Source organism: Mesorhizobium sp. M0500 (assembly GCF_040321165.1).
GTDB lineage: Bacteria > Pseudomonadota > Alphaproteobacteria > Rhizobiales > Rhizobiaceae > Mesorhizobium.
This window is the reverse complement of the sequence record NZ_JAMYRB010000010.1, coordinates 1-22,988: the sequence shown is the minus strand read 5'-3', so window position 1 is coordinate 22,988 and position 22,988 is coordinate 1. Positions and strand designations below refer to the sequence as shown.

The following is a 22,988-nucleotide window of genomic DNA, read 5'->3' as shown; positions in this document are numbered from 1 at the left end:
ATTAATGCGTGTGGACAAGTGGTATTTTTTTGGTATGGTTTTCTCGATTGGAGGAAAGCGGATGGCCGAAACGCGCACCGAAGCGCTTCACCAGAATGCCGAGGGACTGGATATCCAGGCCCCGCAAGCCATCCTTTCCTCGTTGGCCAACGCACAGATCGAGGCCGCCAAGGCCGTGCACGGCGCCATTCCTGCCATTGCCGCGGCAGCCGAAATCATCGCAAGCAGACTGAAAAGCGGCGGCAAGCTCGCCTATGCGGCTGCCGGCAGTTCGGGCCTGATGGCACTGGCCGATGCGCTTGAGCTGCCGGGCACTTTCGGCATCCAACGCGACCGCATCGCCATCCTGATCGCCGGCGGCGACGAGGCCTTCAAGACACTGGCCGGCGGGCCGGAGGACGACACCGAGGAAGCTTCGGCAGCAGTTGCCGCCGCCCGCATCGGCAAGGGCGACTGCCTGATCGCCGTCTCGGCCAGCGGCTCGACACCTTATGCAGTCAGGGCGATCGAGGACGCCAGGCGCCGCGGTGCGGCGACCATTGCCATCGCCAACAACAGGGATGCGCCGCTGTTGCGGCTGGCCGACATCGCCATCCTGCTCGAAACGCCGCCGGAGCTGATTGCCGGCTCAACGCGCATGGGCGCAGGCACCGCCCAGAAGATCGCGCTCAACATGCTGTCGACGCTCGCCGCCATCCATCTCGGCCATGTCCATGACGGCTACATGGTCAACCTCATGGCCGACAACATCAAGCTGCGCGACCGCGCCGCACGCATCGTTGCCGCCGTCAGCGGGCGCGACAAGGACGAGGCGGCGCGCCTGCTCGAAAGGAGCGGCGGCGTCGTCAAGACCGCTATTCTGCTCGCCGCCGGCGCCGCCAGCGCCGATGCAGCCGAGAAGATATTGGAAGGGACCGGCCACAAGCTGCGGCCGGCCCTTTCCGCGATCGAGGGGAGCAAGGGGCGCAATGCCTCTGTTCTCATCAAAACCGAACCTGAAAAAGGTCAACAGGGAGACTGAGCATGACAACGAAGCTACTGACGGCACTTCTTCTCGGCACCAGCATTCTCGGCTCCGCCGGGGTGGCTTATGCCGACGACGTAACGCTCAACATCGAAAGCTGGCGCGGCGACGACCTTGCCATCTGGAAGGACAAGCTGATCCCGGCCTTCGAAGCCAAGAACCCGGGCATCAAGGTGGTGTTCGCGCCGTCGGCGCCAACCGAATATGACGCCGCCCTCGGCGCCAAGCTCGCCGCCGGCTCGGCGGGCGACCTGATCACCTGCCGCCCGTTCGACAAGTCGCTGGAACTCTTCAAGAAGGGCAACCTCGCCGATCTGTCGGCGCTGCCGGGCATGGAGAACTTCTCCCCGGTGGCCAAGTCGGCCTGGCAGACCGACGACGGCAAGGCGACATTCTGCGTGCCGATGGCCTCGGTCATCCATGGCTTCATCTACAACAAGGACGCCTTCGACAAGCTCGGCATCAAGGTGCCGGAGACGCGCGACGAATTCTTCGCCGCGCTCGACAAGATCAAGGCCGACGGCACCTACATCCCGATGGCGATGGGCACCAAGGACCTCTGGGAAGCCGCGACCATGGGCTACCAGAACATCGGCCCGAACTACTGGAAGGGCGAGGAAGGCCGCGCCGCACTGATCAAGGGCGAGCAGAAGCTGACCGACCCTCAGTGGGTCGCACCTTATGCCGAGCTTGCCAAGTGGAAGCCCTATCTTGGCGACGGTTTCGAGGCGCAGACCTATCCGGACAGCCAGAACCTGTTCACGCTCGGCCGCGCCGCCATCTACCCGGCCGGCTCGTGGGAGATCGGCCTGTTCAACACGCAGGCGCAGTTCAAGATGGGCGCCTTCCCGCCGCCGGTGCAGAAGGCCGGCGACACCTGTTACATCTCCGACCACACCGACATCGGCATGGGCCTCAATGCGGCGTCCAAGAACGCCGACGCGGCCAAGACCTTCCTGTCCTGGGTCGCCTCGCCGGACTTCGCTACCATCTACGCCAACGCGCTGCCGGGCTTCTTCAGCCTGAACAACACACCGGTGAAGATGCAAGACCCGCTGGCGCAGGAATTCGTCTCCTGGCGCGACAAGTGCAAGTCGACGATCCGCTCGACTTACCAGATCCTGGGCCGCGGTACGCCGAATCTCGAAAACGAGACATGGGTTGAATCGGCCAACGTCATCAACGGCACCGACACGCCGGAAGCTGCCGCCAAGAAGCTGCAGGACGGCCTCGACAGCTGGTACAAGCCGGCGAAGTAAGAGTGCGGCGAAGTGTTGTCTCCCCCCTCGAGGGGGGAGATGTCGCCGAAGCGACAGAGGGGGTCGGTCGAGGCAGGCTGCGGCTTGATCGCTGCTGGAAAGCACGGTCGAACGACGATGGCGCGCTGCCTCTGCCGACTCCACCCGCCTCGCTTTGCGAGGCACACTCCCCTCGAGGGGAGGGAGGCGCCGCGCCCTTTGACGGCAATTGCAAGAACCTGATCGGCGGGATCGAACTCATGGCCGCAACACCGAAAAGACCGTTCCGCTGGCACATCGGCGTCTTTCTGGCGCCGGCAGTGCTGGTCTATACGGCGATCATGATCCTGCCGCTGGCCGGCACGCTGCAGCTCTCCTTGTTCCGCAACATAGACCAGTCCCAAGTCTTCGTGGGACTGGCAAACTTCCGCACGCTGTTCGGCGATCCTAACTGGTCGGTGGGCTTCTGGAATGCTCTCCGGAACAATGTCTGGTTCTTCATCATCCACATGCTGGTGCAGAATCCGATCGGCGTCCTTTTGGCGGCGCTGCTGTCGAGCCCGCGGCTGAGATTCTCCGCCTTCTACCGAACGGCGATCTTCGTGCCGACGATCCTGTCCTTCGTCATTGTCGGCTTCGCCTGGAAGCTGATCCTGTCGCCGCTGTGGGGCGTGGCGCCGCATCTGCTCGATCTGGTCGGCCTCAAGAGCCTGTTCACGCCCTGGTTGGGCAAGGAGCAGTACGCGCTGACCACACTCAGCCTGATCTCGGTCTGGCAGTTCGTCGGCATCCCGATGATGCTGATCTATGCTGCGCTGCTGTCCATCCCCGAAGAGGTGATCGAGGCGGCTGAATGCGACGGCATCACCGGCATGTCGCAGTTCTGGAAGATCAAGCTGCCGCTGATCCTGCCGTCGATAGGCATCATCTCGATCCTGACCTTCGTCGGTAATTTCAACGCGTTCGACCTGATCTACACCGCGCAAGGGGCGCTCGCCGGACCGAACTATTCAACCGATATCCTCGGCACCTTCCTCTACCGCGCCTTCTTCGGCTTCCAGTTGCAGATCGGTGATCCCAACATGGGCGCGGCAATCGCCACGATGATGTTCCTGATCATCCTGGGCGGCGTCTGCGTCTACCTGTTCCTCGTGCAGACGCGCCTGCGTCGCTACCAGTTCTGAGGCGTGACATGAGCACGGCAACCCGCTCGCTGCCCCGCACCATTGGCGCCCACGCGATCCTGTTGACCTACACCGCCATCGCGTTGTTTCCGGTCATCCTCGTCATCATGAATTCGTTCAAATCGCGCGCCGCCATCTTCGGTGCGCCGCTGGCGCCGCCGACGCCAAAAACCTTCGATCTAATCGGCTACACGACGGTGATCGGCCAGGGCGATTTCATCCACTATTTCCAGAACAGCCTTGTCGTCACCGTCGCCTCGCTGTTCTTCGTGCTTTTGTTCGGCGCCATGGCGGCTTTCTCGCTGTCGGAATACCGCTTCCGCGGCAATTCGCTGATGGGGCTCTATCTGGCGCTCGGCATCATGATCCCGATCCGCCTTGCCACCGTCGCCATCCTGCAATTGATGGTGGCGAGCGGGCTAGTCAACACGCTGACGGCGCTGATCCTGGTCTATACCGCGCAAGGCCTGCCGCTTGCCGTCTTCATCCTGTCGGAATTCATGAAGCAGGTCTCGGACGATCTGAAGAATGCGGGCAGGATCGACGGCCTGTCCGAATACACCATCTTTTTCCGGCTGGTGCTGCCGCTGGTGCGCCCATCGATGGCGACCGTCGCCGTCTTCACCATGATCCCGATCTGGAACGATCTGTGGTTCCCGCTGATCCTGGCGCCGTCGGAGGAGACCAAGACGGTGACGCTCGGCGCCCAGCTGTTTCTCGGCCAGTTCGTCACCAACTGGAACGCCATCCTGGCGGCGCTGTCGCTGGCAATCATGCCGGTACTGATCCTCTACGTCATCTTCTCACGGCAGCTGATCCGCGGCATCACCTCGGGAGCAGTCAAGTGAGTTCGCAACAACCTCTTCGCGTTGTCATCGCCGGCCTCGGCAACATGGGGCGCAGCCATGCGCTGGCGTATCACACCAATCCGGGATTCCAGATCGCCGCGCTGGTCAACCGCTCCGATGTGCCGCTGCGGGAAGGGCTTTCGACCTACGCCATCCGGCGTTCCTTCGACGAGGCGCTACGCGACGAAAAGCCCGACGTCGCCTGCATCGCCACCTATTCCGACAGCCATGCTGACTATGCCGTCAAGGCGTTCGAGGCCGGCTGCCACGTCTTCCTCGAAAAGCCGCTGGCAACCACCGTCGCGGATGCAGAGCGCGTCGTCGCCGCCGCCAAGGCCAACGGCAAAAAACTGGTGATCGGCTATATCCTGCGCCACCATCCGTCCTGGATCAGGCTGATTGCCGAGGCGCGGAAGCTCGGCGGCCCTTACGTGTTCCGCATGAATCTCAACCAGCAATCCTCCGGACATACCTGGGAGACGCACAAGCAGCTGATGCAGATGACGTCGCCGATCGTCGACTGCGGCGTGCATTATCTCGACGTGATGCTGCAGATCACCGACGCCAGACCAGTCGAGGTGCGCGGCATGGGGCTACGGCTGAGCGACGAGATCGCGCCGTCGATGTACAATTACGGTCATCTGCAGGTGCTGTTCGACGACGGTTCGGTCGGCTGGTACGAGGCCGGCTGGGGGCCGATGATTTCGGAGACGGCTTTTTTCGTGAAAGACGTGATCTCGCCCAATGGCTGCGTGTCGATCGTCATGAAGGAGGGTGTCAGGTCCGACGACATCGGCACCCACACCAAGACCTCGACCATCCGCCTGCACAGTGCGGCGACCGGAGCCGACGGCAAGTTCGCCAAACCGGACGAGATGCTGTCGATGCAAGGCGAGCCCGGCCATCAGGACCTCTGCGACCTGGAACAGGCGTTTGTGCTGAAGGCGGTCCGCGAGGATCTGGACTTGACCCGTCACATGGACGACGCGGTGAAGTCGCTCGCCGTCTGCCTTGCCGCAGACGAGAGCGTGCGCAGCGGCCTCGCCGTGAAACTCTAGAACAGGGACGACGCCGTGGGCTCGCTGAACATCGAGAATGTAAAAAAGGCCTTTGGACCGGTCGAGGTGCTGAAGGGCATCAACCTCGAGGTGACGGATGGCGAGTTCGTCGTCTTCGTCGGTCCATCCGGCTGCGGAAAGTCGACGCTGCTCAGGGTCATTGCCGGGCTGGAGGACTCGACCTCAGGCCGCGTGGTCATCGACGGGGCGGACGTTTCGGCCACCCCGCCGGCCAAGCGCGGCATCGCCATGGTGTTCCAGACCTATGCGCTCTACCCGCATCTGACGGTGAAGAACAATATGGGCCTCGGCCTCAAGCAGGCGGGCACGCCGGCGGCCGAGATCGACCGCCGCATCGGCATCGCCTCGTCGATGCTGTCGCTGGAGCCCTACCTCTCGAGGCGGCCGGCCGAGCTCTCCGGCGGCCAGCGCCAGCGCGTCGCCATCGGCCGCGCCGTGGTGCGTGAGCCCAAGCTTTTTCTGTTCGACGAGCCCCTCTCGAACCTCGACGCCGCACTGCGCGTCAACACCAGGCTGGAGATCGCGCAATTGCATCGCCGGCTGAAGGCCACGATGATCTATGTCACCCACGACCAGGTCGAGGCGATGACGCTGGCCGACAAGATCGTCGTGCTGAACGCGGGAAAGATCGAGCAGATCGGCGGACCGATGGAGCTATACAATTCGCCGGCAAATGAATTCGTCGCCGGCTTCATCGGCTCACCGAAGATGAATTTCGTCGACGGCGCCAGGCTTGGCGAGACGGCCAAGACCATCGGCGTCCGTCCCGAACATCTGACCGTCGATCCCAAATCCGGCGCCTGGAAAGGCACGGTCGTCCATGCCGAGCACCTTGGCGCCGACACCAACCTCTATCTCGACTGCGAGAAGGCCGGGTTGATCACAGTGCGCATCTTCGGCGTCTATAACGCTGAGCCGGGTGCCACGCTCTATGCGACGCCGGATCCGGCAAAGACATACCGGTTTGGAGCCGATGGGAAGGTGCTGAAGTAGCGCAGGCGCCGACTCCCCTTCTCCCCTTGTGGGAGAAGGTGGCCGAGCGAAGCTCGGTCGGATGAGGGGTGTTGGACGGATCGCTACGCTGAAGGCGTAAGCGACGGAAATCCTTCGATGTTTTCTCGTCGCGTTTCTTCCAGCACCCCTCATCCGTCTCGGCGCTGCGCGCCGATCCACCTTCTCCCACAAGGGGAGAAGGAAGAGCGCCTACAAATCCGCCTTGAACGTCTGCTTCTGGATGCCCAGCCCCTCGATACCGAGCTCGACCACGTCGCCGGGCTTCAGGAAGACCGGCGGCTTCATGCCGAGGCCGACACCGGGCGGCGTGCCGGTCGAGATGATGTCGCCGGGGTGCAGCGACATGAACTGACTGAGATAGGAGACGAGATAAGCGACGCCGAAGACCATGGTCTTGGTCGAGCCGTTCTGCATCGTCTTGCCGTTGACCGTCAGCCACATCGGGATGTTCTGCGGGTCCTTGACCTCGTCCTTGGTCACCAGCCACGGGCCGATCGGCCCGAACGTGTCGCAGGATTTGCCCTTGGTCCACTGGCCCTGGCGCTCGGCCTGGAAGGCGCGCTCGGAGACGTCATGCGCGACGCAGTAGCCGGCGACATAATCCGGCGCCTCGGCCTCGGTGACATATTTAGCGGTCTTGCCGATGACCACGCCGAGCTCGACTTCCCAATCGGTCTTGACCGAGCCGCGCGGGATCAGCACGTCGTCGTTCGGCCCGACAATGGCCGAGCTTGCCTTCATGAAGATGATCGGCTCCGGCGGAACGGTGGCGCCGGTTTCGGCGGCGTGGTCGGAATAGTTGAGACCGATGCAGATGAATTTGCCGGTGCCGGCGACGCAGGCGCCGATCCGCGGCTTGCCGGAAACCGCCGGCAGCGTCTTCGGGTCGAGCTTCGACAATGTCTCGAGCGATGCCGGGTCAAGTGCCTTGCCGGCAATGTCGGTGACACGGGCGGAGAGGTCGCGGATCGTTCCATCGGCATCGAGCAGGCCGGGGCGTTCGCTCCCCGCCTCGCCATAGCGCAGCAGTTTCATGCAGTTTTCTCCCAGTTGCGACCAGAGGCCGTTTGCAAACTCGCTCCGCTGCGGCGAATGGCGTGGGTTTCGAGAACCGGAGCGGAGCGTACTTAAAGTACGTGAGCACCGGAAGCGCAGAAAGCCGCGTCAGGCGCCCGGCGGAGTAGGGTTTTCAAATGGCCTCTTAGATCGACCAGCCACCGTCGATATTATAAGCCTGCCCCGACGTATAGGTGGCGCCGGCCAGATAGACGGCGAGATCGGCGATTTCCTCGGGCGTGCCGAGGCGGCCCATCGGCTGGCGGGCGATGAAGGCGGCGCGAGCTGCTTCGTAGTCGCCCTGCGCATGCATGCGGTCCTGCAGCGACGGGCTTTCGACCGTGCCCGGACAGATCGCATTGCAGCGTATGCCCTTGCCGACATAGTCGGCGGCGACCGATTTGGTCAGGCCGATGACGGCTGCCTTGGTCAGCCCGTAAACGAAGCGGTTCGGCACGCCCTTGGTCGAACTGGCCAGCGACGCCATGTTGATGATCGAGCCGTCGCCGCGCTCCAGCATGCCGGGCAGCACGGCGCGGATGGTGCGGATCATCGAGCGGACATTGAGATCATAGGCAAAGTCGAGATCGCCGTCCTTCATCTCGAGGATCGAGCCGGAATGGACGAAGCCGGCGCAATTGAACAGCACGTCGACGGCGCCGATCTCGGCAAAAGCGGCGTTCACCGCCTCGTCGTTCAGCACGTCGAGCTTGCGGGTCTTGATACCGGGCGTCTTGCCGAGGTCGGCGAGCACCACCTCGTTAATGTCGGTGGCATGGACGACGGCGCCGACCTTGGCGAACGCCAGCGCGCTCGCCCGGCCGATGCCTTGCGCCGCCGCCGTGACGACAACGATTTTGCCTGTCAGATCCGCCATGCTTTTCTCCTCGCCCGTCTGTGGTCGTCCGGCTTTTACCGGCGCAAGGCCGGGGCGCAATGTGCCAGCCGGGCACTACCATCCCGCCTGTTTCGATATTCGCCTGCCAGCCAAATGTTTTTTCTCGGTAAAGAACATCTTTTGGCCCGTCAAGCCCGGACGTCTCTCCGGGGCACTCAGTCGCCGTAGGGCACCCAGACGTTCTTGACCTCGATCGCACGGCGCAGCAAGGCATCGCCGGCTGCTTCGTTCGACGCCCAGTCGAGGCTGTGGCCGTTGCCGGTCCAGACGCGTTTGAGATTGCCGATGGACTCGGCCTCGGCCTTGGCGCAAGTCTCGGCATCGGCGAACACCCAGAGCCCGTCGACATCGTCATGCTTGGCCAGCACGCCGGCAAGCTCGGCGCTACGGCCGGTGACGATATTGATGGCGCCTGCCGGAACGTCGGAATATTCGATGACCTGGTAGAGGTCGGTGGCAAGCAGCGGGTATTTTTCGGACGGCACGGCGACCACGGTGTTGCCCATGGCGAGCGCCGGCGCCACCAGCGATATCAAGCCAAGCAAAGGTGCGTTGTCCGACGCGACGATACCGACGACCCCGACCGGTTCGTGCAGTGCCAGCGTGATGGCGCGGGCCGGCGGCTGGTGGACGCGGCCCTCGATTTTGTCGGCCAAGCCGGCATAGAGGAACAGGCGCTCGATCGACAGCTCGACCTCGTCACGCGCCGCCTTGGCGGTCGCGCCGGTGAGCTGGGTCAAACGGGCGGCAAACTCGTCGGCGCGGCCGGACAGATTTTCGCCCAGGTAGTAGAGCACTTGGCTGCGGTTGTAGGCGGTCGCCTCCGGCCAGGCCTTGCAGGCGCGCGCGGCCGCGACAGCGTCACGGATATCCTTGCGGTTGCCGAGACCGACCTCGCCGGCAAGCTTGCCCTTGGCGGTGGCGATGGCGATGGAATAATTGCCGTCCGGCCGGACCTGCTTGCCGCCGATGAACAGCTTTGCCGTGCGGTCGATGGCGGCACCTTCCGCCTGCTCGACAGGTTGAGCCGAAGACGTTGCCGGCTTGATGAACGGGCCGAGCGGCAGTTTTGCCGAGAGATATTCGAACATGCCCTCGCGCCCGCCTTCGCGGCCAAAGCCGCTCTCGCGGTAACCGCCGAAGCCGCAGGCGGCGTCGAACATATTGGTGCCGTTGACCCAGACGACGCCCGCCTTCAATTGGGGCGCGACGTGCAGGGCAAGATTGATGTTCTCGCTCCACACCGAAGCGGCCAGGCCATAGCGTGTGTTGTTGGCGAGCTCGACCGCTTCCTCGGTGTTGCGGAAGGTCATAGTGGCGAGCACCGGCCCGAACACCTCTTCCTGTGCCAAGATGTTAGCCGGCGAAACACCGGTCGCCAGCGTTGGCAGATGGTAATAGCCCGAGGAGGGCAGCGCCGAGTCCGGCTGCCAGCAGATTGCGCCCTGCTTGGCGCCCTCGGCGATCAGGCCCTTGACGCGATCGAGCTGGGTCAAATCGACCAGCGGGCCGATATCGGTGTTCTTGTCGAGCGGGCTGCCGACGCGCAGCCGGCTCATCCGCGTCTTGACCTTGGCGATGAAGGCATCGGCGATGCCCTCCTGCACCAGAAGCCGCGAACCGGCACAGCACACCTGGCCCTGGTTGAACCAGATGCCGTCGACCAGTCCCTCGACGGCGCTGTCGAGATCGGCATCCTCAAAGACCACAAAGGCCGACTTGCCGCCAAGCTCCAGCGACAGTTTCTTGCCCGAACCGGCGGTGGCTTTGCGGATGATCTTGCCGACCTCGGACGAACCGGTGAAGGCAATCTTCTGGATCCCGGGATGATTGACGATTGCCCCACCCGCCTCCGGCCCGCCCTGGACGATGTTGACGACGCCCTTCGGCACGCCGGCGCGTCCACAGATCTCGGCAAACAGGATCGCGGTGAGCGGCGTGAATTCCGCGGGTTTGAGCACCACGGTGCAGCCCGCAGCGAGCGCCGGCGCGATCTTCCAGGCGAGCATCAAGAGCGGGAAGTTCCACGGGATGATCTGGCCGACGACGCCGACCCCCTTATGGCCTGGAAAATCCCTGTCCAGCGCCTGCGCCCAGCCGGCATGATGGATGAAATGGCGGATGGCCAGCGGCACGTCGATGTCGCGGCTTTCGCGGATCGGCTTGCCGTTGTCGATCGATTCCAATACCGCGAACAGCCGTTGGTGGCGCTGCATGGCGCGGCCGATGGCGTAGAGCACTTTGGCGCGTTGATAACCGGTGCTGGCGCTCCATTTCGGCAGCGCTTTTGTGGCGGCCGAAACCGCCGCGTCGATATCGGCGGCACCGGCATCCGACACCTTGGCCAGCAGCTTTCTCGAGGACGGATCGCTGGTGTCGAAGGTTTTGCCTCCGCTGGCTGCCTTCCAGTCGCCGCCGATAAACAGCGCTTTGCCGAAATCCCGCGCGGCAAGCCACGCATCGGCCTCGTTGCGCGCCTCCGGCGCCGGGCCGTATTCCATGGCGTGATAGCGTTCGAGAATGTTCATGGCGCGCTCCGAATCACGCCATCGCGTGGCGATGATTGGCCGAGTAGTGGCCGGTCAGATGATGCTCGAGCTGGCGCTCGATGTCGGTCAAAAGGCTCGATGCTCCGAAGCGGAACAGCTCCGGCTCCAGCCACGGCCGGCCCAGTTCTTCTTTCATCAGCACCAGCCAGTCGAGCGAGGCTTTTGCCGTGGAAATGCCACCGGCCGGCTTGAAGCCGATGAGATAGCCGGTTTCCTCGAAATAGGCGCGGATGGCGCGCACCATGGCAAGGCCGACCGGCAGCGTCGCGTTGACGCTTTCCTTGCCGGTCGAGGTCTTGATGAAATCTGCACCCGCCATCATCGCCACCATCGAGGCGAGCATGACGTTGCGCAGCGTCGCGAGGTCGCCGGTGCCGAGGATCACCTTCAGATGGGCCTCGCCGCAAGCGGCGCGCATCGAGACAATCTCGTTATAGAGCTCCTGCCATTTCGCCCCGAATACCAGGCCGCGCGGGATGACGACGTCGATCTCGTCGGCGCCGTCCCTTACCGATGCTTCGATCTCCTGCAGACGTGTCGAAAGCGGTGCAAGGCCGTGCGGGAAAGCCGTGGAAACGGCGGCGACATGGACGCCGCTGCCGCGCAGCGCTTCGACGGCAGTGGCGACGAAGGGCTGATAGACGCAGACCGCCGCCGGGCGGATCTTTTCACCAGTAATGCCGAGCCCCTCGGCAATGTCGCGACGGAACGGGTTGACCGCCTTGGCACAAAGCCGGCGCACGCGCTCTTCCGTGTCGTTCGAGTTCAGCGTCGTCAGGTCCATGCAGGCGACGGCGCGCAGCAGCCAGGCGGCCTGGTTATCGGCCTTGATCGAGCGTCTTTTGGTCAGGCTGGCGACGCGGCGTTCCAGCGCCGAGCGGTTGACGCCGCGCATCGATTCCATGAAGCCGAGATCGAGCCTCATGCCGGGATTGCGAGCAATGCCATGGGCTTGCGGGATTGGTGCATTGGCGGCGGCGCGTGCCGGCAGCGGCGTGACCTTCGATATGCCGACGTCGGTTTCGCGGATTGTGCTGCTCATCTCCTGCCCCTTGTTCAGCGACTTATGCCGAAGATAGACCGTGAAGCAGCGCTTCACGAGTCCTTCAAGCGGTCATAGCGGAAAAAGACAGTCAAGGCAGCCGATTTTTGACCGCATGATCAAAATCAGGGTCTCGAACCAGTGGACGCTGAACTGCGCGTCTCAGCCGACGAAGGCGCGCTCGACGACGAAGCTTGCCGGATGATGCAGCGAGCCTTCCTGGAAGCCGTGGCTTTCGGCCAGTTCCTTGACGTCCTTCAGCATATGCATCGAGCCGCAGATCATGATGCGGTCGGTTTCGGGATTGAGCCTGTCGATGCCGAGATCGGTGTAGAATTTGCCCGAGCCGATCAGCGCGGTGATGCGGCCCATGCGCTCGGAGGTCTCGCGCGTCGTCGAATTATACAGCGTGACGCGGCCGCCGGTCAGTTCGCCGATCAGCGGATCGTTCTCCAGTGCGGCCACCAGTTCCTGGCCGTAGGTGAGCTCGGCATTGTCGCGGCAGGTATGGGTCAGGATAACCTGCTCGAACTTCTCATAGGTATCGGGATCGCGCAGCAGGCTGGCGAATGGAGCAATGCCGGTGCCGGTCGAGATCATGAACAGGCGCTTGGCCGGCGTCAGCGCGTCGACCACCAGCGTGCCGGTCGACTTCTGCCGTATGATGACGGTATCGCCGATCTCGATTTTCTGCAGCTCCGAGGTAAGCGGGCCGTCCGGCACTTTGATCGAGAAGAATTCGAGTTCGTAGTCCCAGGCAGGGCTGGCGATCGAATAGGCGCGGAACACCGGCTTCTCGGCATTGGGCAGGCCGATCATGACGAACTCGCCGGAACGGAAGCGCAGCGATTGCGGCCGGGTGATGCGGAACGAAAACAGCCGGTCGGTATAATGCTTCACCGAGACGACGGTTTCGGCATAGACATTGGCCGGTATCGGGAACTGCAACGGCCGGGCGCCGGCAGTGTTGAACGCGGATATGGTGTTCATCAAACCTAACCTTCCGGGCCAGCTCAGCGCCCGCGCCAAATCTTCACCTGCGCGCCCGAACCGGTCAGGTTCCAGCGTGCCGTTTGCACACTCCGAAGCGGTAAGCTCTTGTGTCCGGAATTTATTAGTATACAAACGATATTTGCGTCAAGACGCCGCCGTAAAACAGCTTTCCAAACTGAGGCATGTAAGCAGTTCGGGCATTTCGGGTTTCGACAATGGAACAGAATTTTTCGGCGCAAGCTCTGGATTCGACGGGCAGCGTCGTCGCCGGTATCGATGTCGGCGGCACCTTTACCGACCTGCTTCTGATCGACGGCCGTGACGGCGGCCGGGTGCATATCGCCAAGACCCCGACGACGGTCGACAACCAGGCTTTCGGCGTCGTTGCAGCTCTTGGTGCCACCGGCTTTCCCGTCGACGGCATCGACCTCATCGTGCACGGCACGACGACCACCACCAACGCGGTGCTGGAGCGCCGGCTGGCCAAAACCGGCATGATCACCACGCGCGGCTTTCGTGACGTCATCGAGCTTGGCCGGCGGACACGGCCGCAAGCCTATGGCATGACAGGCACGTTCGTGCCGATCATTCCGCGCAATCTGCGGCTCGAAGTGTCGGAGCGGGTCGAGGCCTCGGGCGCGGTGCGCATACCGCTCGACGAGGCCGAGATGCGGGCAGCGATTTCACAACTGATCGCGGCCGGCTGCGAATCCCTCGTCATCCATTTCCTGCATTCCTACGCCAACCCGAGGCATGAGCGGCGTGCCGCCGAGATCGCGGCCGAGCTTTGGCCGAACGGCTACATCACGACAGGCCATGCGCTGCTTTCGGAAGCGCGCGAATTCGAGCGCGGCGTCACCGCTTCGGTCAACGCCTCGGTGCAACCGATCCTCGAACGCTATGTCGAGCGGCTGCGCAAGGAGCTGGCGTCAAAAGGCTACGCCCGCGACTTCCTGATCATGAACGGCAATGGCGGCATGATCTCGGCCCGCTTTGTCACACGTGAGTCGGCCAAGACCGTCATGTCCGGCCCCGCTTCCGGCGTCATTGCTGCCGCCTATACGGGAAAACGCGCCGGCTTCGAAAACCTGGTCACCTATGACATGGGCGGCACCTCGACCGACGTGGCGCTGATCCGCAACGCCGAGCCGGCGGTGTCGAACGAGATCGAGATCGAGTATGCGATGCCGATCCACGTGCCGATGGTGGCGGTGCATACGGTCGGCGCCGGCGGCGGCTCGATCGCCCGCGTCGATGCGGCCGGTCTGATCCAGATCGGCCCGGAAAGCGCCGGCGCCAATCCCGGCCCGATCTGCTACGGACGCGGCGGCTTGGAGCCGACCATTACCGACGCTAATCTGGTGCTCGGCAGGCTGGCGCCGAAGAAGCTGCTCGCGGTGGAAAACCCGGTCACCGTCGAACGGGTCACCGGCATATTCGAGGACAGGATCGGCCGCGCCACAGGCTTGTCCGGCGTCGAGGCGGCGGGTGCGGTGCTGCGGCTCGGCAACGTGAAGATGGCCGGCGCCATCCGCATGGTGTCGGTGTCGCGCGGCCACGACCCGCGCGATTTCGCGCTGTTCGCCTTCGGCGGCGCCGGGCCGCTGCATGCGACGGCACTGGCGCGCGAGCTCGGCCTGCCCAAGGTGCTGGTGCCGGCGCGGCCGGGCATCACCAATGCGCTCGGCTGCGTCGTCGCCGATCTGCGCCATGATTTCGTTAATACGGTCAACCAGCCGGTGGCCCGTCTCGATGAAATCCAACTCCACGAGACATTGGAACGGCACCGAAACGAAGGCAAGGAGCTGATCGGCAAGGAGGCGGTGAAGCCGGAAATGATCCGCGTCACGCATTCCGCCGACATGCAGTTCGTCGGCCAGACGCATATCATCAACGTGCCGCTGCCGTCATCTGCGGTGACACGCGAGGGACTGCAGCAACTGTTCGAGAAGGCCTATTTCGCCCGCTTCAAGGTCCAGTTGCCGGAAATCCGCGCCAATCTGGTCAACCTCAACACCTCGGTCACCGGCGTGCGGCCGGCAATCGATCTGTCCCGGCTGATCGACCCGGCTGGGCGCGCCAAAACGCTCGAAGAGGCGCGGCGCGAGATCCGGCCTGTCTGGTATGGCGGGCGCTGGTACGACACGCCGGTCTACAGCAGAGAGAAGTTGCCGCTCGACGCAACAATCGAAGGTCCGGCGATCCTCGAACAGATGGACGCGACGACTGTGCTGGAGCCCGGTGACCGGGCGCGATCGGATGCCGACGGCAACATCATCATCGATATCGGCGAGGCCTGAGATGGAAAAACTCGACGCCATCACCCTTTCGGTCATCCAGGCGGCGCTACAGCAAGTCTGCGACGAAATGGACCTGACATTTTCGCGCGCCGCCTTCTCGCCTGTCATCGCCGAGGCCAATGACCGTTCGGATGGCATCTATTCGGCGCTCGATGGTTCGCTGATCGCGCAAGGCAGCCAGGGCCTGCCGGTGTTCGTCGGCGTCATGCAGTATTCGACCAAAACGGTGATCGAGATGATCGCCGACGGTCGCTGCCTGCCGCCCGAGCCAGGCGATATCTACATCGTCAACGATCCCTATCTCGGCGGCACCCATTTGATGGATGTGCGCTTCGCCATGCCGGTCTATCGGGACGGCAAGATATTCTGCTGGCTGTCGAACACCGGCCACTGGCCCGACATCGGTGGTTCGGTGCCGGGCGGCTTTTCCGCCTCGGCAACAGCGGTCGAGCAGGAAGGCTTGCGACTGCCGCCGGTGAAATTATTCAAGAAGGGCGTGCTCGACCCTGAGATCTACGCCATCATCTGCTCGAACATCAGGGTTGCCGACCAGCGCATCGGCGACATCCGGGCGCAGGCGGCGGCACTGCTGATCGGTCAAGACCGACTGAACGGAATCCTGGATCGTTACGGAGATGAAACGGTCGTCGGTGCGATCGCCGAACTGCGCCGCCGCGCCGCCGAACAGATGCGCGCGAACATATCAGCCATTCCCGACGGCATTTACCGGTCGCAGGCTTTTGTTGATTCCGACGGCGTGGTCAACGAGCCGCTGACTATCGCGCTGGCGGTCGAAAAACAGGGCGACACGCTCAGCTTCGACTTCTCCGGTTCGTCAAAGCCCTGCGCTGGGCCGATGAACAGCGTGCTGGCGACGACCTTGTCCTCGGTCTATCTCGCCATGCGGCACATTTTCCCCGACGTGCCGATCAGCGCTGGCGCCTTCGAGCCGCTGATCGTCAAGCGGCCGGAAGGCACCTTCCTCGACGCCAAATATCCGCGGCCGGTATCGGGCTGCGCGGCTGAGGTTTCGCAGCGCATTGCCGAAGCGGTGTTCGCGGCGATGGTGCAGGCGCTGCCGGACAAGGTGACGGCGGCCCCCGCCGGCTCCAGCGGCAATTTCGCGCTCGGCGGCAACGATCCGGCCCGCGGCCGCGATTATGTCATGTACCAGATCTCCGGCGGCGGCTATGGCGGCAATGCCGGTCACGACGGCCTGACCAATGGCTGCTCGACCATCGGCATTTCCAAGTCGCCACCGGTCGAAATCATGGAGCAGGCCTTCCCGGTGCTCTACCGCCACTACGCCCTGCGCGAAGGCTCGGGCGGCGCCGGCAAGCATCGCGGCGGTTTTGGCCTCGCCTATGAGGTCGAGATCCTGCGCGGCGACGCCCGCGCCTCTTTCGTCATGGATCACGGCCGCTTCGGCCCGCAAGGCGCGCTCGGCGGCAAGGACGGCGCGGTCAACACGGTCACCGTGTTCCGCGACGGCAAGGAACATGTGCCGCCGCACCTCTCCAAGGAACAGGACATCGCGCTGAAGGCAGGCGACCGCGTGCGCGTTAGCACGCCGGGCGGCGGCGGCTACGGCGATCCGTTGCAGCGGGATCCGGAATTGGTCGCTCGGGACGTCAGGCTAGAGTACTATACCGCCGAGCAAGCCAGGGACCTGTTCGGGATCAAATGAATCCACAAGACAAATTCAAATGCCGTGTCTGCGGCCTCGATCAATCTCCCGATCTGCCATGGGGCGAGAACGGCAAAGAACCCAGCTCCATCATATGTTCGTGCTGTGGAGTGGAGTTCGGCTACGAAGACGACGGCCTCGGCAATTGTTTGTCAATTCGCCGGCATTGGGTGGAGGTTCGGCGATGCAAGTGGTTCGCGCCGGAGGATCGGCCGCTCGATTGGGACATGCCCGCTCAAATCAGAGGTATTCCGTTAGCCTATAAAGGCGCAGAGGATGAGCAACTGATCCAACGATATCTGCAGGCCGGAGAGCCGCCGCTACAAGGCTTGGCGGCGCTGAGCGCGGTGGAGAAGCCGGACCGGCAGTGAGGGTTTTACCGGGTGCTGGCATATCGCCCAGACCGCTGCGCACCGCTATGCCCTGTGGTCCAGCCTCGCGACCAGCCGGTCGCCGGCCCACTGGATGCCGCAGACCAGGACGATCAGGACGATGACCACGGCGATCATGACGGACGTCTCGAAGCGCTGGTAGCCGTAGCGGATGGCGAGGTCGCCGAGCCCGCCGGCGCCGATGGCGCCAGCCATGGCCGAGGCGCCGATAAGCGTCACCAGCGTCACCGTGAAGCCGGCGACGATGCCGGGCAACGCTTCCGGCACCAGCACCTCTCGAATGATCGTCCAGCGGTTGCCGCCCATGGCGCGTGCTGCCTCGATCAGCCCGTGGTCGACCTCGCGCAGTGACACTTCGGCGATCCGGGCATAGTAGGGCGTCGCCGCGATCGACAGCGGCACAATCGCTGCCCAGGTGCCGATTGAGGTGCCGACGATCAGCCGCGTCACCGGGATCAGCGCAACCAGCAGGATGATGAAAGGCACCGAGCGGAAGCCGTTGATGACCGCTCCGAGCGCGCGGTTCATCCACAGGTTTTCGGCGATACCGCCGCGGTCGGTGGCGACCAGCGCCAGGCCGAGCGGCAGCCCGAAAACCAGCGAGATGAGGCCGGAGGCGGCCGTCATCAGGATCGTTTCCCAGATCGAACGGGCGAGAAGCTCAAACAGAACCGGCGACATGGCCAAGCACCTCCACCCGCGCTTGGCGGGCTTTCAAGAACGCGATCACCTCTGCCAGGTGAGCTTCATTGCTGCCGGCGACCGCCACGAACAGTGTACCGACAGGCTGCTGCTGGACGTGATCGATGCCGCCATGCACGAGGCGGAACGAGCCGGGAACTGCCGAGGCAAGATCGGACAAAAGCGGGCTTCGGGCGGCCTCACCCGCCACGTCGATCCTGAGGATCGCCTCCACGCCGGCGTTCTGCGTTAGCCGGCTTGCGATCTCCGCCGGCAATTGCGGCCGGATGCCGCCGAGCAGGCTTTGTGTGATCGCCGACTTCGGATCGGCAAACACCGACCACACCGGCCCTTGCTCGACGATCCGCCCAGCGTCGATCACCGCGACACGATCGGCGATCGAACGGATCACCTCCATCTCATGGGTGATGAGCAGGATGGTCAGGTCGAGCTGCCGGTTGATATCTCTGAGCAAGGCGAGGATGGAGCGCGTCGTCTCCGGGTCCAATGCCGAGGTCGCTTCGTCGGACAGCAGCAGCGCCGGGCGCGCCGCAAGCGCCCGGGCAATGCCGACGCGCTGCTTCTGCCCGCCCGACAGCGACGCCGGATAGGCTTTCGCCTTCTCCGACAGGCCGACGAGCTCGAGCAGCTCGGCAGCGCGCGCCAGGCGTTCGGCCCTTGGCCGGCCTTCGATCTTGAGCGGCAGCGCTACATTGTCTTCGACCGTCTTGGCAGACAGCAGGTTGAAATGCTGGAAGATCATGCCGATACGCCGGCGCAGCGGTTGCAATTCGCGCTCGCCGAGCCGGCTGATGTCGCGGCCTTCGATGAAGACCTGTCCTGTATCCGGCCGCTCCAGGCCGTTCAGGCAGCGTATCAGCGTCGACTTGCCGGCGCCGCTCCGGCCGATGATGCCGAGGATCTCGCCCTGGCGCACGCTGAGCGATACGCCGTCCAGCGCCGCTGTCGCGCCGAAGCTGCGCTTCAGCTCGATGAGGCGCACGACATCGTTCGGTCCCGCGGAGCGGCCGCCGACGGGATGCATGACTTCGGTGACCGAGGCGAAATGCTGGTTCATGAAAGTTCCTGTATTCGTGCCCGCAAAACGCGATCGCGGTCCGCGTTGGAGCGCGGACCGCTTTATCATGCCGGGCTTCAGCGCCAAGTCGAGCTCGGTATCAATAGGCGCTGATGCCGGTTCCCTTGTAGACTCGGTCGAATTCGGCCTTCACCTTTTCGTTCTGGTAGGAGGCGACCAATGTCTTTACCCAGGGCTGGTTTTCATTGCCGGCCTTGACCGCGATGAAGTTGCGGTAGGGATTGTCGGCCACCGCCTCCTGGGCGATGCGGTTCTCCGGTGTGAGGCCGCTTTTAAGCGCCCAATCCGTGTTGACCACGGCCCCGTCGAGGTCTTCCACCGAGCGCCCGACAATCCCGGCGTCAAGCTCCTTGACGACTAATTTCTTCGGGTTTTCGGCAATGTCGGTCGTCGTAGCCAGAATGCCGGTGCCTTCCCTGAGCTTGATCAGACCTTCGCTCTGCAGAACGCGCAGTGCGCGGCCCTCATTGGACGGGTCGTTCGGCACGCCAATGACGGCGTCTTCGGGCAGGTCGGCAATCTTCGTGTACTTCTTGGAATAGAGGCCGATCGGCCAGACCCCGGTATAGCCGACCGGGACGATGTGATAGCCCTGCGTCTTGATCTGGTTGTCGAGATAGGGCTTGTGCTGGAAGGCGTTGGCGTCGATTTCGCCACGCTCGAGTGCTTCATTCGGCTGGGTGTAGTCGTTGAACACCACGGTCTCGATCGTCAGCCCCCTCTCCGCCGCCTGGGCGGTGACGACGCGCCACACATCCTCGTCCTCGCCGCTCATGATGCCGACCTTGACCGCCGTCTTGTCTTCGGCGAACGACGGCGCAGCAAGGCCGACAATCGCAACCGCCGACGCGAAAAGTACAGCCAGACCGGCGCGCCGGTTTATACTTGCGGAGAGAAATGAGAGCAAAGTGTTGGTATTCCCAGACATGATCTATCCCGTCGGTTCTGAAGTCGTTGCGGCCAGGCGGAGTGCCAAGCCTTGCCGGCATCATCGGGAATGCTGACCGTCGGATCAAAGCACCGTATTTCCCGCGAAATGCGAAGCCAGGAATATTCTCTTAAAGTTTCGGGCCTGGCGAGCACAGGGCGTGCTGGGATCATGCGTTCTAAGCCAATGCTGGTTCAGAAATTGTCCGGACGTCGTCTCCGCTATGAGGCCCGCCGTGCTTCGAAGCGGCGGGCCTTTCTGCGTCCGAATGCCCAACACGGGCAGCGGTGTGGGATGTCGACAATGCTGGACGCGCCGCATGTCCCTTCAAAGCGACGCGCTTGCTCACTCGATGACCTTTACAATCCTGCGCGTGCCAGGATCGACCAGGACGGTCCGATTGTCGACGACGACATAGCGGTATTTGACGTCGGGAACCTCATGAAGCTCGACGGTATCGGGCAGTGTCGAGCCGACATTGAGCTCCACGCCGGGAAGCTGGACGGACGCCAGAGGCTGCTTTTTCACATACTCGCGTACGATCGTCTCCTGCTGCGGTTCGATGACCACGTCCTGAGCGGCAGCGGCGCCAATACCCGCAAGCAGCAAGAACCCAGCCGCGGCTGCCGAAAGATGCATTCTCATGATCGTCTCCTTTCATGGTGAGCCACCTCTGCGCTGCGCCGCGTCATGCTGTTCGCAGCGGGGTCGCTATAGGCCGGTAACGTCATCAGGTGGAGCTTGTTCCGCCACTCGGATCGCTTGCCGTTTCGCTCCATTAGTTTGGAACAAAGTTTTTTAGCCGCAGTTTTACGCGGTGAAGGGACGCGTTTTCCAAGGAGATCTCTCATGAAAGGCGTTCTGATCACCAGCATGCTAGCAATCAGCGTCAGCTGCGGGGCTGCACTTGCCCAGACGCAGCAGTCGACCGACGACCAGTCCGGCGCCAATTGTGCAGCCGGCACTGCCAATTGCCAGAACGGCGCCAAAATGGGCGAGCAGGCTCAGGGCAAGGCCGGCGCTGCAACTGATCAACAGGCGCAAGGCAACAAGAAGCTGAAGACCGATGAGCAAGCCAAAGGCAAGGCCGGCGCAACGACTGACCAGCAAGCCCAGGGCAAACCGAAACTGAAGACCAACGAGCAGGCTCAGGGCAAGGCTGGCGCCACGACTGACCAGCAGGCCCAGGGCAGCACCAAGATGAAGACCGACGAACAGGCCCAAGGCAAGGCCGGAACCACCACCACCGAGCAGGGCCAAGGCAGCACGAAAATGAAGACCGAGGAGCAGGCTCAGGGCAAGACTGGGACCACGACCACCGAGCAGACTCAGGGCAATGCCTCGACGCAGACGCAAGACCAGAGTTCGACCGCTTCCATCAACAATGTGACCGTTGAACAGAAGACGGAGATCACGCAGGTCATCAAGGAGACGAACGTCCAACCGGTTTCCAGCGTCGATTTCGACATCTCTGTCGGTGTCGAGGTTCCGCGAAAGAAGGTCCGGCTGCATCGCCTGCCGGCGCGCATCGTCAAGATCATTCCGGCTTACGAAGGCTATGAGTATTTCGTGCTCGCCGACGGCCGGATCGTCATCGTCGACCCGAATACCTACGAGATCGTGATTATCCTGACCTAGTCGTGGCCAGACGGTCTACCGTGGGTTGATGCACCAAAAAAGCCCGCCGCGCAGCTCGGGCGGCGGGCTTTTCCGTACCCGGCTCCAGCGTCTGCAAATCGCAAATCAAGGTCCGTCCTCGGGGCGAGGAGTGAGCACTGTGTGATCGATGGTGTCGGGCAGGCAGGGACTGGGCACGCAGCTTGTTCGGACTGACGCGGTGGTCATGGCATCGATATCCGTAACCAGCGCCATTCTCGCGTAGTGCCGCGGCCACAGCGGCTCTCCAAACAGGACGAAGACGCCGCCAATCATCAAGGCCAGCAACATGAGTGCCGTAACATTTGCAAATATCTCGCCGTAGCGCATGAAGGCAGCCTGTCCCGTTCGGAAAGCGATTTCAGCCTGTGACAGCGGCGACCAGGACGGCGCCGAAAGCCGGCGCTACTATCCTTGAGGCCGCGCGAATGCCGCCTTCCATTGGATCCTCCCCGAACAAGCCGGATAAATAACGGCACTCTCGGTGCTTTGTTCCCGGCCGTGTGGCCGGACGACAGCCGCGTCACACAGGCCGTGTGTGGGGCGGCCTTTCGTTTGCAAAAGGCACTCTTCGCTCTCATTGATGCGCGGCAGCGAGGTTCTTGACATGACGTTCGTGCATTTGCAGCACCGGCAGCGTCTTCTTGGCAAACTCCTTCATCGCCGGATCGTCGCCGGAATTCGCGTAAGCGGAAAACAGCGCCACCGCTTCCTTATGCGCCTGGGTCTGCATGTCGATATATTTCGATTGGAAGCTGTCCCCGCTGGCCTCCTTGAGTTGGTCGAGCAGCGCCTGGTGCTTGGTGTCCAGCGACGGGCCGGCTGGCGCGGTGGCCGAAGTCGTCTGACCCTTGCTGAGCGCCGCCTTGAAGTCCTCGCCGGCCTTGGTGTGGTCCGTGACCATTTGCGCCGCGAATGCCTTCACGTCGTCGGCAGTCGCCTGCGTCTGCGCAAGTCGGCTCGATTCGATTTCGAATGTATTGGCGATGGGCACGGTCTTGACGAACGTCGCGGTGTCAACCTTGCTCATGGTGTCGGTCGTTAGAGGCGTCAGCGTCGCCGATTGGGCAAAAGCAGCCAAAGGTGCGCCAGCCATCATCGCTGCCGCAGTGATGGATAGAAGGGTTTTCATGGGGGTTCTCCGAGGCTGATGTCATCCCTCCGATGGCTCAACGCGCAAGCTGCGGCGAGGTTGCCTGGTCGTGGGGGGGGGCGGGGCGCCCCCCCCCCCCCCCCCGGGCGAGATCGGTGATGACCTCGCCGAGGCTGCGATCCTGCTGCCGGGCCATGGCCTTGGCCGCGACCAGGACATCGTCATCG

The 22,988-nt window shown here is 63.2% G+C and carries 21 protein-coding genes and 1 pseudogene; 10 read left to right on the top strand and 12 right to left on the bottom strand.

All coding sequences use genetic code 11. From position 1 onward, the window contains the following. The first annotated feature begins 61 nt into the window (after positions 1–61). The 6 genes from NKI70_RS19095 (at position 62) to NKI70_RS19070 (ending at position 6,366) form a co-directional block, all read left to right on the top strand. On the top strand, positions 62–1,021 hold the full coding sequence (locus tag NKI70_RS19095; protein WP_352697352.1) for an N-acetylmuramic acid 6-phosphate etherase: 960 nt from the start codon (positions 62–64) through the stop codon (positions 1,019–1,021). A gap of 2 nt (positions 1,022–1,023) precedes the next feature. Beyond that, on the top strand, positions 1,024–2,283 hold the full coding sequence (locus NKI70_RS19090) for an ABC transporter substrate-binding protein (RefSeq protein WP_352724819.1): 1,260 nt from the start codon (positions 1,024–1,026) through the stop codon (positions 2,281–2,283). A 239-nt stretch (positions 2,284–2,522) separates the two neighbouring features. After that, positions 2,523–3,446, top strand: a complete 924-nt coding sequence (locus tag NKI70_RS19085) for a carbohydrate ABC transporter permease (protein WP_352575248.1) — start codon at positions 2,523–2,525, stop codon at positions 3,444–3,446. An 8-nt stretch (positions 3,447–3,454) separates the two neighbouring features. Continuing rightward, a complete protein-coding gene (locus NKI70_RS19080; protein ID WP_352575246.1) occupies positions 3,455–4,294 on the top strand; it encodes a carbohydrate ABC transporter permease in 840 nt (279 codons plus the stop codon). Further along, positions 4,291–5,352 carry a Gfo/Idh/MocA family protein gene (locus NKI70_RS19075; RefSeq protein ID WP_352697350.1) on the top strand — a complete coding sequence of 354 codons (1,062 nt, stop codon included), beginning with the start codon at positions 4,291–4,293 and terminating at the stop codon, positions 5,350–5,352. The genes NKI70_RS19080 and NKI70_RS19075 overlap by 4 nt, the downstream gene beginning before the upstream one ends. A 15-nt stretch (positions 5,353–5,367) precedes the next feature. Continuing rightward, a complete protein-coding gene (locus tag NKI70_RS19070) occupies positions 5,368–6,366 on the top strand; it encodes an ABC transporter ATP-binding protein (protein WP_352527632.1) in 999 nt (332 codons plus the stop codon). Between the two features lie 210 nt (positions 6,367–6,576). Here the strand turns inward: NKI70_RS19070 and NKI70_RS19065 are convergent, their stop codons facing one another. From NKI70_RS19065 to NKI70_RS19045, 5 genes are all read right to left on the bottom strand, one after another. Next, entirely contained in the window at positions 6,577–7,422 is an 846-nt protein-coding gene (locus NKI70_RS19065) for a fumarylacetoacetate hydrolase family protein (RefSeq protein WP_352697348.1), read from the bottom strand. 166 nt (positions 7,423–7,588) lie between these two features. After that, positions 7,589–8,320, bottom strand: coding sequence for an SDR family oxidoreductase (locus NKI70_RS19060; protein ID WP_023677124.1), 732 nt, complete (start codon positions 8,318–8,320; stop codon positions 7,589–7,591). Positions 8,321–8,496: 176 nt separating this feature from the next. Then, positions 8,497–10,869 (bottom strand): aldehyde dehydrogenase family protein, encoded by a 2,373-nt coding sequence (locus NKI70_RS19055; RefSeq protein ID WP_352697346.1) that lies wholly within the window; start codon positions 10,867–10,869, stop codon positions 8,497–8,499. A 13-nt stretch (positions 10,870–10,882) separates the two neighbouring features. Continuing rightward, a complete protein-coding gene (gene deoC, locus NKI70_RS19050) occupies positions 10,883–11,932 on the bottom strand; it encodes a deoxyribose-phosphate aldolase (protein ID WP_031211867.1) in 1,050 nt (349 codons plus the stop codon). Positions 11,933–12,094: 162 nt separating this feature from the next. Further along, entirely contained in the window at positions 12,095–12,922 is an 828-nt protein-coding gene (locus NKI70_RS19045; RefSeq protein WP_352571526.1) for a ferredoxin--NADP reductase, read from the bottom strand. A gap of 218 nt (positions 12,923–13,140) precedes the next feature. On the opposite strand from NKI70_RS19045, the gene NKI70_RS19040 reads away from it, so the two are divergent. Genes NKI70_RS19040 through NKI70_RS19030 form a run of 3 tightly spaced genes read left to right on the top strand, consistent with a single transcriptional unit; the run spans position 13,141 to position 17,283 of the window. Further along, a complete protein-coding gene (locus tag NKI70_RS19040) occupies positions 13,141–15,225 on the top strand; it encodes a hydantoinase/oxoprolinase family protein (protein ID WP_352571525.1) in 2,085 nt (694 codons plus the stop codon). 1 nt (position 15,226) lies between these two features. Beyond that, positions 15,227–16,912, top strand: a complete 1,686-nt coding sequence (locus NKI70_RS19035) for a hydantoinase B/oxoprolinase family protein (protein WP_352571524.1) — start codon at positions 15,227–15,229, stop codon at positions 16,910–16,912. After that, positions 16,909–17,283 (top strand): hypothetical protein, encoded by a 375-nt coding sequence (locus NKI70_RS19030; protein WP_023677118.1) that lies wholly within the window; start codon positions 16,909–16,911, stop codon positions 17,281–17,283. Before NKI70_RS19035 ends, NKI70_RS19030 begins: the two co-directional genes overlap by 4 nt. Positions 17,284–17,328: 45 nt before the next feature. Here the strand turns inward: NKI70_RS19030 and NKI70_RS19025 are convergent, their stop codons facing one another. The 4 genes from NKI70_RS19025 to NKI70_RS19010 all read right to left on the bottom strand — a co-directional run bounded on the left by NKI70_RS19025 (position 17,329) and on the right by NKI70_RS19010 (position 20,657). Next, on the bottom strand, positions 17,329–17,985 hold the full coding sequence (locus tag NKI70_RS19025) for a methionine ABC transporter permease (RefSeq protein WP_023677117.1): 657 nt from the start codon (positions 17,983–17,985) through the stop codon (positions 17,329–17,331). Next, positions 17,966–19,030 (bottom strand): methionine ABC transporter ATP-binding protein, encoded by a 1,065-nt coding sequence (locus tag NKI70_RS19020; protein ID WP_352697435.1) that lies wholly within the window; start codon positions 19,028–19,030, stop codon positions 17,966–17,968. The genes NKI70_RS19025 and NKI70_RS19020 overlap by 20 nt, the downstream gene beginning before the upstream one ends. Positions 19,031–19,163: 133 nt before the next feature. Beyond that, entirely contained in the window at positions 19,164–20,012 is an 849-nt protein-coding gene (locus tag NKI70_RS19015; protein ID WP_352571523.1) for a MetQ/NlpA family lipoprotein, read from the bottom strand. Positions 20,013–20,357: 345 nt separating this feature from the next. Beyond that, the gene (locus NKI70_RS19010) at positions 20,358–20,657 is read right to left on the bottom strand and encodes a DUF1236 domain-containing protein (RefSeq protein ID WP_023677114.1); all 300 of its coding nucleotides are present in this window, start codon (positions 20,655–20,657) and stop codon (positions 20,358–20,360) included. Between the two features lie 96 nt (positions 20,658–20,753). On the opposite strand from NKI70_RS19010, the gene NKI70_RS19005 reads away from it, so the two are divergent. Further along, positions 20,754–21,650, top strand: a complete 897-nt coding sequence (locus NKI70_RS19005) for a DUF1236 domain-containing protein (protein WP_352571522.1) — start codon at positions 20,754–20,756, stop codon at positions 21,648–21,650. 105 nt (positions 21,651–21,755) lie between these two features. Here the strand turns inward: NKI70_RS19005 and NKI70_RS19000 are convergent, their stop codons facing one another. From NKI70_RS19000 to NKI70_RS18990, 3 genes and pseudogenes are all read right to left on the bottom strand, one after another. Then, positions 21,756–21,998 carry a polymerase gene (locus tag NKI70_RS19000; RefSeq protein ID WP_352571521.1) on the bottom strand — a complete coding sequence of 81 codons (243 nt, stop codon included), beginning with the start codon at positions 21,996–21,998 and terminating at the stop codon, positions 21,756–21,758. 247 nt (positions 21,999–22,245) lie between these two features. Next, entirely contained in the window at positions 22,246–22,800 is a 555-nt protein-coding gene (locus tag NKI70_RS18995; RefSeq protein ID WP_023677111.1) for a DUF4142 domain-containing protein, read from the bottom strand. A 103-nt stretch (positions 22,801–22,903) separates the two neighbouring features. Beyond that, a pseudogene (locus NKI70_RS18990) lies at positions 22,904–22,988 on the bottom strand (CopG family transcriptional regulator); the annotation flags it as partial.

Coding starts and splice junctions, on each gene's coding strand:
- NKI70_RS19085 (WP_352575248.1), top strand. CDS start 2,523: ATGGCCGCAACACCGAAAAGACCGTTCCGCTGGCACATCGGCGTCTTT.
- NKI70_RS19010 (WP_023677114.1), bottom strand. CDS start 20,657: ATGAGAATGCATCTTTCGGCAGCCGCGGCTGGGTTCTTGCTGCTTGCG.
- NKI70_RS19045 (WP_352571526.1), bottom strand. CDS start 12,922: ATGAACACCATATCCGCGTTCAACACTGCCGGCGCCCGGCCGTTGCAG.
- NKI70_RS19065 (WP_352697348.1), bottom strand. CDS start 7,422: ATGAAACTGCTGCGCTATGGCGAGGCGGGGAGCGAACGCCCCGGCCTG.
- deoC (WP_031211867.1), bottom strand. CDS start 11,932: ATGAGCAGCACAATCCGCGAAACCGACGTCGGCATATCGAAGGTCACG.
- NKI70_RS19095 (WP_352697352.1), top strand. CDS start 62: ATGGCCGAAACGCGCACCGAAGCGCTTCACCAGAATGCCGAGGGACTG.
- NKI70_RS19015 (WP_352571523.1), bottom strand. CDS start 20,012: ATGTCTGGGAATACCAACACTTTGCTCTCATTTCTCTCCGCAAGTATA.
- NKI70_RS19000 (WP_352571521.1), bottom strand. CDS start 21,998: ATGCGCTACGGCGAGATATTTGCAAATGTTACGGCACTCATGTTGCTG.
- NKI70_RS18995 (WP_023677111.1), bottom strand. CDS start 22,800: ATGAAAACCCTTCTATCCATCACTGCGGCAGCGATGATGGCTGGCGCA.
- NKI70_RS19080 (WP_352575246.1), top strand. CDS start 3,455: ATGAGCACGGCAACCCGCTCGCTGCCCCGCACCATTGGCGCCCACGCG.
- NKI70_RS19025 (WP_023677117.1), bottom strand. CDS start 17,985: ATGTCGCCGGTTCTGTTTGAGCTTCTCGCCCGTTCGATCTGGGAAACG.
- NKI70_RS19040 (WP_352571525.1), top strand. CDS start 13,141: ATGGAACAGAATTTTTCGGCGCAAGCTCTGGATTCGACGGGCAGCGTC.
- NKI70_RS19055 (WP_352697346.1), bottom strand. CDS start 10,869: ATGAACATTCTCGAACGCTATCACGCCATGGAATACGGCCCGGCGCCG.
- NKI70_RS19090 (WP_352724819.1), top strand. CDS start 1,024: ATGACAACGAAGCTACTGACGGCACTTCTTCTCGGCACCAGCATTCTC.
- NKI70_RS19020 (WP_352697435.1), bottom strand. CDS start 19,030: ATGCATCCCGTCGGCGGCCGCTCCGCGGGACCGAACGATGTCGTGCGC.
- NKI70_RS19035 (WP_352571524.1), top strand. CDS start 15,227: ATGGAAAAACTCGACGCCATCACCCTTTCGGTCATCCAGGCGGCGCTA.
- NKI70_RS19030 (WP_023677118.1), top strand. CDS start 16,909: ATGAATCCACAAGACAAATTCAAATGCCGTGTCTGCGGCCTCGATCAA.
- NKI70_RS19060 (WP_023677124.1), bottom strand. CDS start 8,320: ATGGCGGATCTGACAGGCAAAATCGTTGTCGTCACGGCGGCGGCGCAA.